The 12,368-nt window shown below is 39.0% G+C and carries 8 protein-coding genes; 3 read left to right on the top strand and 5 right to left on the bottom strand.

Annotated features, from left to right (window positions below):
• Positions 1-101 precede the first annotated feature (101 nt).
• Positions 102-1,364, bottom strand: coding sequence for a glycoside hydrolase family 88/105 protein (locus tag ND2E_RS04755; protein WP_033095113.1), 1,263 nt, complete (start codon positions 1,362-1,364; stop codon positions 102-104).
• Positions 1,365-1,598: 234 nt separating this feature from the next.
• On the opposite strand from ND2E_RS04755, the gene ND2E_RS04760 reads away from it, so the two are divergent.
• Both ND2E_RS04760 and ND2E_RS04765 read left to right on the top strand, forming a co-directional pair.
• Positions 1,599-4,715, top strand: coding sequence for a chondroitinase family polysaccharide lyase (locus tag ND2E_RS04760; protein WP_033095112.1), 3,117 nt, complete (start codon positions 1,599-1,601; stop codon positions 4,713-4,715).
• 736 nt (positions 4,716-5,451) lie between these two features.
• Positions 5,452-8,964 (top strand): polysaccharide lyase family 8 super-sandwich domain-containing protein, encoded by a 3,513-nt coding sequence (locus tag ND2E_RS04765; RefSeq protein WP_033095111.1) that lies wholly within the window; start codon positions 5,452-5,454, stop codon positions 8,962-8,964.
• Positions 8,965-9,248: 284 nt separating this feature from the next.
• Here ND2E_RS04765 and ND2E_RS04770 read toward each other — a convergent pair whose 3' ends face one another.
• The 4 genes from ND2E_RS04770 to ND2E_RS04785 all read right to left on the bottom strand — a co-directional run bounded on the left by ND2E_RS04770 (position 9,249) and on the right by ND2E_RS04785 (position 10,627).
• Positions 9,249-9,737, bottom strand: a complete 489-nt coding sequence (locus ND2E_RS04770; RefSeq protein ID WP_033095110.1) for a hypothetical protein — start codon at positions 9,735-9,737, stop codon at positions 9,249-9,251.
• A 12-nt stretch (positions 9,738-9,749) separates the two neighbouring features.
• On the bottom strand, positions 9,750-9,992 hold the full coding sequence (locus ND2E_RS04775) for a cold shock domain-containing protein (protein WP_033095109.1): 243 nt from the start codon (positions 9,990-9,992) through the stop codon (positions 9,750-9,752).
• 65 nt (positions 9,993-10,057) lie between these two features.
• Positions 10,058-10,366 (bottom strand): type II toxin-antitoxin system RelE/ParE family toxin, encoded by a 309-nt coding sequence (locus ND2E_RS04780; protein WP_033095108.1) that lies wholly within the window; start codon positions 10,364-10,366, stop codon positions 10,058-10,060.
• The gene (locus tag ND2E_RS04785) at positions 10,367-10,627 is read right to left on the bottom strand and encodes a type II toxin-antitoxin system Phd/YefM family antitoxin (protein ID WP_033095107.1); all 261 of its coding nucleotides are present in this window, start codon (positions 10,625-10,627) and stop codon (positions 10,367-10,369) included.
• A gap of 194 nt (positions 10,628-10,821) precedes the next feature.
• Here ND2E_RS04785 and ND2E_RS04790 point away from each other — a divergent pair, with 194 nt between their 5' ends.
• Positions 10,822-11,706 carry a recombinase family protein gene (locus tag ND2E_RS04790; protein ID WP_033095106.1) on the top strand — a complete coding sequence of 295 codons (885 nt, stop codon included), beginning with the start codon at positions 10,822-10,824 and terminating at the stop codon, positions 11,704-11,706.
• Positions 11,707-12,368 lie beyond the last annotated feature (662 nt).

The following is a 12,368-nucleotide window of genomic DNA, read 5'->3' as shown; positions in this document are numbered from 1 at the left end:
TTGAGCATCTTAAAGTGGAGCGAGATTATTTTATTAGCGTTCACCGTAAATGCCGGCTTCAACAGCCGACATATTTATGATGAAAAATAAACGCACAATAACTATTTATCTAGCATTTTATACACTTCGGTGCCCGTTAATAAAAAGGCAGCGACGCCGTATACTTGCGTATCACTGGCTAAAACAGGCGCTGGACCAGCATTAATTTGTTGTACCCAGCCAAATTTACCGCTTGGCTGAACCACACCAACCAAAGCCGTCCAAGCTTTTTTCACAACTGGTAAATACTCTTGTTTATCTAGTAAACCTTGATTAATACCATAAGCATAAGCATAAGCAATTAACCCAGTGCCACTAGACTCTTTAAAAGGCGCTCTTTCAGGTGCTAACACTGAAGGACGCCAAAAGCCATCATCTTGTTGAGCGCTAGCTAAACGTTTCATTACCTTTTTGAAAATATCTTCATATTTGCCACGTTGCGGGTGCTCGTTTGGAATGTGTTCAAGCATTCTTGCTAGACCTGCAACCACCCAACCGACACCACGAGCCCAAATGATTTTTTGGCCATTTTCCTCACGTAGATCAAAATAACGGCTGTCTCGATAAAACAAATGATCTTCTTTATCCCATAACAACTCGGCTGTTTGCCAAAATTCTTTATTGGCAAAATCAAAATAAGCTTGATTACCTGTTACTTTTGCTAAGTGCATCCACACTGGAGGCCCCATAAATAAAGCATCAGCCCAACACCAACGGTTTTTACACGGGGTAATCCCTATTTCTCTTCCGCCATAACCCTCTATCGCTTCTGCGGTGTAATCGGCTTTAGCGTTGGCATCTATTTGAATGTGTTTATAGTCAAGAGAAGCCGTAGAAGGGGCGTTTAGAATAATATCAAATACCGTCTTAAGTGGTACTAAGGCTTCGGGTTGTTTATATTTTTCGTAGACATCTAAGTAAAGTTGGCCGATAGCATAATCATCTGCATTGTAGATACGCGGGGCAACTAAATAGTTATTTCTCGCCGCAACGGCTTTGAGTTTCTGAAAATAACTTTCGTCACCATTGGCATCGGCAAGTTGCGCCCACTTAGCCATACCGACATGAAAAGAGGCATAAACCCACCCTTGAGGGTGAGTATCCCAAGCGGTCGGGCTCATGTAGTCTAATTTGTCATAACCTTCAAATAAATTAGTTTCTGCATTAAATTGTTGCCATTGCCAGTCAGACACATGTTTCATCGCCTGATAAACATCTTTTTTATTCATTTGTGCAGTTAGATTTTCACTGCAAGCCGTGGTTGAAAAAGTACTGAAAAATATCGCTATTACTGGTAGCAACTTTTTCATTTTTTTTAAATACATGATTATTCCTTAATTGAATATTTCTCTACAAAAACTTACCGATATAAAATAACGGCAAACCTCCTCCATAGAGAAAGTAGTTATCATATAAGCATACAAGTAATAAGAAAATTACACAATAGTAAATATTTTTCTACTGTGTACTTACCCTAGGGACTGAAAAATATATCCCCTTCACCACAGGTATGATATCTTACATTTAACATTTCATTTATTAAATCCCCATAGGATAATATGTTCATTAAGGCAATAAAACTACTCTTCATCAGCCTGTGCTTTGTGCTGACAACCACTAAGGTATTAGCAAACGCCTTAGAAAAACCAGCCGTTGAGTCCTTCGAAAGTAGCTCAGTGCTTCAATATTATCAGCATAATGACGATAGCCAAATATCACTAAGCAAGCAACATTACAAATTCGGTCAGCGCGCGTTATTATGGCAATGGCAAGGAAATAGTCGCCTGAGCACACAACAGCTGCGCCTGTTAACTTATAACCAAAGCCAGCTAAAATACGGTAATTACTTTCCTGCCAGCCCTACTTTCTTAATTTCCTTATATAGTGAGCAGCCACAAACAAGCTCAGTAAAGATTAGTTTTGAAAAAAATGGTGATGTAAGCGGTAAAGAATCTATATGGTTTGATTTACCGCTAAATTTTTCGGGCTGGCGTATTTTTAGGGTCCCCTTTTATGAGATGAACGGTCAGGCACCCGAAAAAAATGCTGAAGTACATTACGATACCTTAACGTTTAGTACTGGCGGTAGCGGGCAAGTTTTTATTGATGATATTATTTTTTCACAATTTCATGATGATCGACACCCCTACCCGAGCGCGCAAACACCATTTATGCGCAAAGAAGCACAACAAAGTGCCAGTGATCATTGGATGCCACTGCTAAGCGATTTATCATTAGTGAACCGTTTGTCGCCTGCCCCTTTACAAGCTGATGATGTTAAGCAACTACTCGCCATTGAAGACAAGATAACCGCACAATTAATTTCCCAAAATAAATCAGCCGACAGTTTAGCGTCATTAAAGCGTTCATTTACCGAGCTTTCCTTGGTTGACAACGATAAAACCGTACAGGGACCGCCACTTACTTTTGCCGCGTCTGAAGTCTATTATAATAAAGCGCAGCAAGGTGAGAAGATACATACCCGGTTACATGACTTGGGTCTATTATTAAAAAAACTAGCCCTGCACCACAGTAATGGGCCGCAAGAAAATCAGTCTGCTGTTGAACAAATGTTTATCCAGGCGTCTCGTTATTATTTAGATCAAGGCTGGCAAGCTGGCTCATCGATGGGCACCTTGCATCATATTGGTTATAGTACCAGAGAGCTTACCGAAGCCTTTTATTTGATGCGCAAGCCGTTACAACAAGCAGGCTTACTCAACGATATTGGCGCTAGTCTGCAATGGATATTTAATCTAGGTAAGCTCTTAGGAGATAAAGCCAGCTTTCACGCTAATATTGATTACATGAATACGCAGTCCTTTTATCACCTATTAATCATCTTTTTAAGCAATGAGCGCGCAATGCAAGCTGCATTGTTACAGGCGTTCTCCGATTATATTTCAATTATTTTGGCGCAGGATGACAGCCATGGTGTTTTTAAAATCGATGGTACCGCTTGGCACCATGGTGGCCATTATCCTGCTTATGCTTTAGGCGCATTTGAAAAAGTACCTCAACTTATCTATAGCTTATCGGCTAGCCGTTTTAGCATTAATGAAGCTGGCCATAGCAACTTTAAAAAAGCCTTTTTAGCCAGTCGTATTTATAGCCAACCGTTTGACTTTGGTTTTGGCAATGCTGGGCGACACCCTTTTGCTGGCTCATTTTCAAGTCTACAGCAGCAGTATTTACAACTAGCGTTATCTGGTAACCCTCAACACACCGACGCGATAGATAAAGATGTCGCTGGTGCTTATTTGCGTTTATGGGGCAAGCAAGATCAAGAGAGTAGCAGGCTATTTAAGCAATACGGCATTAGCGCCGAAACATTAACTGGCTATTACAGCTTCCCTTATGCCGCCACGGCTGTACTGCGCCAAAAAGGCTGGGCCGCTATAATTAAAGGTTATAGCAAGTATGTCTGGGCTTCTGAAATTTATGTCGCCTCTAATCGTTATGGCCGTTACCCTGCCAATGGCACAGTGCAATTACTTAATGAACAAGGTGAGCGCGGCAGTGGTTTTGTCGAGGCGGGTTGGGACTGGAACCGCTTTCCTGGTGCCACGGTGATCAACCTGCCGATTGAGCAATTAGAAACCACGCAACCGCTATTAATGTTTAAATCTGATGAAACCTTTGTTGGTAGTGTGCAGTTAAACAATAATGGTTTGTTTGCCATGCAGCTAAATGAAAGTAAAGGCGCTAACCATGAAGGCAATGATGAAGGAGTGCAGCTGTTAGCCGGAGAGTTAAAAGCTAAAAAATCGGTCTTTGCATTTAATAACAAACTGATTTTTATTGGCACAGATATCAGTAGCCGTGATAACAGCCACCCAGTGCAAACCAACTTATTTCAAAGTTATTTAACCGAGCCTGCACAACCCTTATATAGCTCGTCAGCAGGGAGAGTGACTTCGTTTCCGTATCAAGCAACGCTACCGTTACAATCAGCCACAGGCTCAGCTAAGGGAACCACAAACGCCAAAAACTCAACAGCTAATTGGTTAATCGACCCGTACGGCAATGGATATCACCTCCTGTCGGACACTAAGGTAACAGTCAAGCGCAAACATCAGCATTCTTTGCATAACAAATACGCATTGCGTACAGGAAAAATGAATCATAAAGGCAAAGGCGTAACCAAAACCCAAGGTGATTTTGCCAGTGCTTGGTTAGAGCATGGCATCGCCCCTGAAAACGGCGCATACCAATACGCGGTTTACCCTTTTATGAGTCAGGCACAGATCAGGAATTTTGCAGAAATAGCCGACGCCAAGCCGTCTTATGATATTTTGCAAGCCGATAGTCAGGCGCATATTGTGGTCGACCATATCACTAATACCACAGCTTATGCACTGTTCTCGGCAAAAACGCCAGTGCAGCACGGCATATTAGCCTCAAGCTCAGCGCCCGCATTAGTTATGGTGCAGCAGCAAGATAACAAAGGCGCGACGTTAAGCATAGTTGAGCCCAATCTTAACTTTAGCCAAGAAAAAAGTGCTGATGGCTTTAGCCAGCCTGTTACCTTGACCTTAACGCTTAATGGCCATTGGCAATTACCGACAACGAGCAAAGTTAAGTCTGTGATTTACCGCCAAGATAAGACCGAAATAACCTTAACTTCTCAACATGGCTTATCCGTGGTACTCAATGTACAGCAAAAGTTTGAATAGCGAGTATTAATGACGCATTACCTCTGACATATACCCAAGCGACTTCAAAATGCTCGTTTCAGAGCGGTTGAGCGACTCATGGTCAAGGCTTGTATTTTATTAATGGTTGTTCCCTTAATTAACTACATAACGATGAACATGATTTGCTCAGACGTCCCAGAATGGCTGGTTTAGAAACGCTTTATACATCGTTATTAATTTCGACAATAGAATAACTATTCTCTTCAATCAATGCCTTATCTATACCCATTACCATTCAAGATGCATGTTTCAGAGCGGTTGAGCGATTTCAATTCAAGGCGCAGTGATGAAGGAATGGTTATTCCCTTCTAAGTCACTGCAACGAAGAAGTGGAATTGCACATTGAATAATTTATATTTAGTTTTAGTCTAGGCTCAACTGAGCTTTCTAGTTTCAGTAGAGCATTTCACATGGAAAAATCACCTCATCTAAATGTCATATGTGTAGCGCACAAAACTCTCAAAATCAAATGGTTACTTTCCCCCCCCACATCGCAACTGAAAATAATTGAAACAGTATAAAAAAAACACTTGCTCAATTGTAAATAGAAATATACTCTAATATTGTTACATTGTTATATGACAACTTGATTTTGGTTAAATATGGAAGAAAAAATTTAAATAAAAAGGATCAAACTAAAAATAAACCATGCTGTTACTCATAACAAAAATACAATACTTCCTAACTCTTAGGAAAGATAATATGGGGACATTATATGAACAAATTTCGACATAATATATCAGTACCAAAGATATTTTCATCCAACATCACTAGGCTAAGTAAACCGATAGTAGCAAGTGCGCTTTTACTTTCATCAAACTCAGTTTTTGCTCAGTGCTCTATCGATACCGATATAGCTAATGGCTTTACTGAAATAGGTGACGTTCAATTAACACCCGTGACCAGTGATGCTGACAATAATGATGGAGAAAACGATGGCGCGCTGTTATTTGATGGTGAATCTGCAGTTGTCGGACAAGGTGGTGCTTATGCCTTTGAATGTGACGCTATTGAAGGCGAAACGTTAGACATTTCTAGCCATGTATATAATCCCAACGCTTCCTACGTTGCACTTAAAGTTGTTTTGTACAACAAAACTGATGATGTTGAGTTAGCAAGCACTGCTAACCTCGCCTTGACATCATCGACACCAGTTAAAGAGTTTACGCTATCTTACAATATCCAAGACACTGATCTAGCTGATGAGTTAGAATTGAGATATATTCGCGTCGACGATGGTAACACTGCTCGTAACTTTGCTGTCGACAACGCCACAGTAAATGGTCAGGCATTGTTGATGCAGGCCTATGTCCCCCCCCCAATGCATGTTTGTTTCATGGAATCACAAAATCAAATTGGTTTTGCCCCGATAGGTGATGTTTCAACATCCGCTGTTACCGATGATGCGGATAACACTGACGGTTTAGGCGATGGTGCATTTTTATTTAATGGCCAATCCCAGGTAGAAGGTCAAGGGGCTGCCTATTTGTTTGATTGCCCTATGAGCGCAGAGCAAAATATTGCTGTATCAAGCTATGTTTATAACACAAGATCATCATATGTTGCACTTAAGGTCGCCTTGCACAATGTTACCGATGATGTTGAATTAGCATCAACAGCAAGTAGCATAATTACCAGCGCTGATCCGGCAGTCAACTTTAGCTTTAACTACACTACTCAAGCGACGGATGAGGGTGATGAACTAGAAGTAAGGTATATTCGTACTGATAATGGTCATACTGCTCGTGATTTTTCTGTTGATAATATCAGCATTAATAGCTCGCCATTAAAGCTCGTTAAAGCGCCACCACCACCTAATCCAGCTTGTACTATGGCAATAGACTATGACACGGATATTCCATTAACGACGGCAACGTCTGGACAAATTGCTCAAATAGATAATATTTATCAAACCTTATCTGATACTTATTTAGGCACAGAGGAAACCATTGATTTTGCTGAACTACAACTTGATCTTGACGAAGCATTAACCGCTTATGACAATTTAAATATTGTCATCGCAGATATGGAAATTGATGACGAAATCGTTACTGAAATTCAGGGCGAAAATATAACTTATGGTGAAGCAGGTAAAATGCTTAGAGCTTTTTCTCGACACCTTAAGCTTGTTGCACCAACAGATACCGATATTGCTGAAAAAGCATCAAATATTGTTTGGTTGACTTCACGTAAAGTTTGTACGCTTGATATAACCCGAGACTATAATTCATACAGTTATAGAGAATTCGCAAGAAACACCATTCACTTAAAAGATTACTTATCTGACAATATCAAAGATCGATTCGGTTTCACCCTATCAGTACAGTCAGAAGACTTTTCTAACTTCTGGGGCGAGTATGCAGCCAGAAACGGTTATAATACTGACTGGATGTTTAATATGGGCGACACCCTTGCTTTATTTGGTCTTTGGAAAGACGTAACTACTGACGATGAACGCGTGCAGTGGTTAAAAGGCGCAAAACGTTTCGTTGAACGCTTCCTAGATTACTCCGAAGCAACCAACGACGGTATTAAACCAGACGGTTCAGCTTTTCATCATTGGACTGCTTACGATGGTTATATGTATTCGTTACGCACTGTAATTAATCTTATACACGCTTTAGAAGATACTGACTTTCAAATAAACGCTGATGCATATTTACGTTTAAGAGATACCGTATATGCGCAACGCATGAAGAGTAATGACAGCGGCATTGTGGCATTATCTACTACGGGTAGGAATCCACATATTAAAAGAATTTCAACCCTGCCAACACACCTGAAAAAATTGGCGATTAGTGGGGGTAAGATTCTAGGTCTTGACAGTGCTGATCCAATATTAGCTGGCTATTATAACCGTACTATAGGTGTTGATGCTGACTTTAACTATGATAAAGTCGCCAAGTTTGAAAACGGATTTTTCCAGTTTAACCATGGTAATGCTGGCGTATTAAGACACCGCAGTAAGAAAGGTGACTGGTTAGCTGTTATGAATGGCTTTACCGACAATATGTGGGGTGCAGAATTATATCCCTCTGAGAATCGTTATGGCCGTTATCAAAGCTATGGTGCCTTAGAAATTATTTACTCGGGCGATGATAGTGTCGGTAATAATGGTTTTGATGTCGACACGTGGAACTGGAACTATAATCCTGGAGCCACAACTATTGTGCTGCCGTGGGATAAACTTCACGGCGAAAGATCACGAATTGATGGCCATCAAGATAAACGTTTTGCGGGTAGCTTAGCCTTTAAAAACCGCGGTAATAGACAAGGGGTACTTGAAGAAACCCATGGAAAATACGGTATATTTGCTATGGACTTCCAAGAACGTGAACTTGGCGGTGGCTTTGGTATAGTTCATGGTCCTAACACCCATAACACTACCTTTACGTTTAAAAAGTCTAACTTTGCCTTTAGTGACATGATTGTATCATTAGGATCAGATATCACTAATGATGATGTTGTTAATCCGACAGTAACTACTTTATACCAACGTTTAGCAACTGATAACAGTAGTGTTATTGTTGATAAACACACGTATGGTGACCTTGGTGCAACAAGCTTTGCTGAAAGTGAAAATCATTGGCTGATTGATGATTACCAAACCGGTTTTTATCTTGCTGCAGGCAGCGGCGAACTTAAAGTATGGAAAGGTAACCAGCAAACTCCAAACGAAGACCAAATATGGCCTGTCGATATTTCACAAAACCCTATTGACCAATACACAATCGGTTACCTTGATCACGGCACCGCACCAGAAAATAATGGCTATGAATACGTTACTGTACCGAATGCAAACGCTTTTCAAATGGACACATTAGCCAAGGACAAGCCATATGTGGTTCATGAAAAAACGTCACAACGACACGTCATTGAGCATTTAGCTAGAAAAATTTGGGGCTACGCATTCTTTGAGGCGGCGGAAGATATGGCACATAGTAACAGTATATTAAAAGCAACTGACACTGCTAGCCTAGTGATGCTTAAACACGCAAAACGTAACAAAGTAGAACTTTCTGTAACTGATCCTGATTTAGGCTTCATTTCTAGAGGCTCTGACCCAGTAGCACCAAGGACAGTAAGCCTAACGTTGCACGGAAATTGGTTACTTAAAGAGGAGTACCCACGTGCTACGTTAGTTAGTTCAAATACAGCTGAAACTGTTATCGAGTTTTCTATTGTTGATGGTTTACCTGTTGAAGTAAAACTAATAGCAGTTGAATAATCTCGGGTAGCTAAAATATCGTAATACAAAAAACGACATTCAATACTGTATTGAATGTCGTTTTAATTTTTCAAAGAGAAATTCTAGTTATAAGAGAAAGCTGTTGCTTGACAACGGGGAGTCCATGTAGCCTGATAAGCGCTTAGACTTGTTTTTATTTTTTTTTGGCATCTTTATATTTCAATTACTCGTTTACTCCATTTATTCTATTGGATAGTGAAGCTTTAAAAAAATGAGGGAAACATCCCCCTCATTACTTATAATATGTTGATAAAGGCCACCCTTTATACAAAACCATAATCTAACAAATCCTCTTCTTCTAATTCGCCACGCCAATAAGCGCTTGTTTGCTTATCAACAATTGAAAGCATATTTATAAGCAGGTTTTCATATTTCTCTTCTAATTGTTTAACAATATCTTCAAGAGACTTTCCTTTTTGTGCATTTATAACATCTACACTACTAGGTAGAACCGTTATGATTTTTTCTATAATGGCATCTGCAAGATCATCATATTCAAAACCGTAACCAAAAGCGTTATGAGTTTTCAAAACAAGCTCATCCCACTGCTCCATTGAACCAGAAAAATCGGAAACAAGGGTTTTATAATCAGGTTTTACTTTAGTACTTGGATTTTTCCGTTCAGGTAAATTGTTAGTAACTGCAATCGATAGATTTGACTTTTTATTCTCTTCATGTTGCTTTGTAATTAACTTCTTTTGTGAAGATTTTTTCTTTTTAGCTCTTTTCTGATCTTTAGTTAATGTTGCCATTAATTATCTCCTTTAAGTCCCAGCTGAGTTAACGGGTAATATATTTTTTGCATGAAAGCCTGTAGATGTTTTTTCTATCTCAAAAAATACTGATTGACCGGCTTTTAAGGTTAAAAAACCGTCCATGTCGATTTGTGAAAAATGAGCAAAAATATCATCAGAAAAACTATCTGCGCAAATAAAGCCAAAACCTTTAGCATTGTTGAACCACTTTACTTTTCCCTGTGTTTTTTCTGAATTAGTGTTAAGTTCCATTTTATATCCCTATGTTTTCAAAATATTGAGTAAATGATCATTTTGATAATACGTATCACACACTTTTAAATAGTATTTCGATCATCAAGGTGTAGAAGAGGTACCATGCTTTTATGCAAAACGCCAAATACGACTAGTTGATTTTTATCTATGATGTAATAAATAACATGACTTACATGAGGAAAGCTAAAAACATTATTCCCTACCTCATGGCGTTGTTTACCCATAGCTGGTGTTTGTGATAATGCTTTTATGGTTTGACGTATTTCAAGGAGATACTTTTTAGATTGTTCTACTCCCCATTGCTTTAAAGTGTAGCGACGAATTTCAATAAGATCTGTTTGTGCATCCTGGGTAAGTCTATAAGCGGCCATTTAATCGTGCTGTCCAGATTCAAGCTCAGTAAAAAATTGCTCCCCATCGACAGTATCACCATTATTCATATCTTCAACCACGCTTAGCGCTCTGGTTTGCAATAAACGTAATTTTAATGTTTCCATACTTTGATATTCATCTACAGATATTACAACTGCAACGGGTTTGCCATTTTTATTAATTTGAATTGGAGCACGTTGAACCTTCATTAACATGTCACCAAATTGTGTTTTTGCATCATTTGCTGAGAGTGCTAGCATTTGAATTTTACCTTAATATCGTATGATTTAATCATTATAAACGATTCGAACGATTAGTGCTAAAAACTTATAAATTCAACCTATCGATAGAGTATACCCATAAGATAGTATCTTTTTACAACTGTATTTACTATCATATAAATCAAATTTCCATTTGTGATAGATAGCTATCACATAATTTAGAGCAATATGATATGTCTTTGGTAGGATATGCCCGGGTTTCAACAACAGACCAGAATTTAAGCATTCAATATGCGGCATTAAAATCTGCTCAGTGTAAAAAGATATTTTCCGAAAAAAAAAGTGGTACCCATAAAAAGGGGAGAACTCAACTTGATGCTTGTTTAGATTATCTTCGCGAAGGCGACACATTAATTGTTACCCGGGTTGACCGACTTTCACGTAGCCTTAGAGATCTTCAAAATCTCGCTCACGATTTAAAAGAAAACGGAATTCATTTAAAAGCAACAGAGCAACCCATCGATACTTCTAGTGCTGCTGGAAATGCTTTTTTTAGTATGTTGGGTGTTTTTGCTGAATTTGAAACAACATTGCGGAAAGAGCGGCAGTTAGAAGGGATAGCCAAGGCCAAAGTACAAGGAAAGTATAAAGGCCGTCAACCAACGGCTCGTACAAAGTCAGATCAGGTGATCAGTCTTATAAAGGAAGGGCTTACCCGACAAGCAGTTGCAGAAAAATTAGATATTGGTATTGCTAGCGTGTATAGGATCATTAAAGAATATATGGAAGCTAATCCAACGACTACTTTACCCGGGTCTCGTTCAAAAATTAAAATTGCAAAACTAGATGTATCAATGAATGTTGAAAATAACAGTAAGTTTGTGCGTGGAAAGAGCAAAGCTCGGGAGTATATAGAAGATGAATGGATTACTCAGTATGATATGTTCAAACCAGAAAAAGATGGTTGGGACTATATTTTAAAGGTTCCTTACAGTTCCCAAAAAGATCTTGAAGAAACCGTCTACGATATAATGTCTGAAGCTCAGTCCACAGCCGATATGAAAAATTGTTTTGCTGAAATTAATGTTACGCATAAAGAGTCAGGGAAACATTGGTAGTTACCTGGACTTGAGAGCTAAGGGTACGAAAACGTACACTAAGGATAATAGGTTACAAGAATCACCCTATAAGCACCGGGTGATCAGTCAATCCAGACACTATTTTATGGCGTTCCTCAGTACCATTGAGATCATGGAGATCAGTAACACTACTCCAATACACTTTCACCTCAATCTGATAATCTATTGAGTTCCGTAATTCTTGAAAGTAGTTTCTTAAATTAGCAACGTTTTTAACTAACAACGGTGTGTTACTTATGTCTGAAATAATCAATATACGCTTACATTTTAACGGCCTAGTATATGTATTACTAAACTGAAAATCCTCATATCTACCGCAACAAACGTTTAATAGATGTTTAATAGATTTTATTTTAGGGTATACCATGCTAAAAAATAGTTTCTTTTCAAAAAGTCTAAAGGATAAGATTTATGAAGTGTACTTCTATACCATTAAAAAATTTAGTTATATTATGTGGGTTGTTAATTTCGTCTAATGCAATTTCAAACGAAAACCTCCCTCAATCTCAAGCAGTGCATATTCTCATGCATCGCGATCACCTAATACCATCTAAGCCGATCACCTAATACCATCCATCGCGATCACTCAATACCATCGATGCCGATCACTTTTCGGTCAAAATGGTATTGAGTGATCGGCT

It is taken from the genome of Colwellia psychrerythraea, from assembly GCF_000764225.1.
Lineage (GTDB): Bacteria > Pseudomonadota > Gammaproteobacteria > Enterobacterales > Alteromonadaceae > Colwellia > Colwellia psychrerythraea_D.
This window is presented reverse-complemented; position numbering and strand designations above follow the sequence as displayed.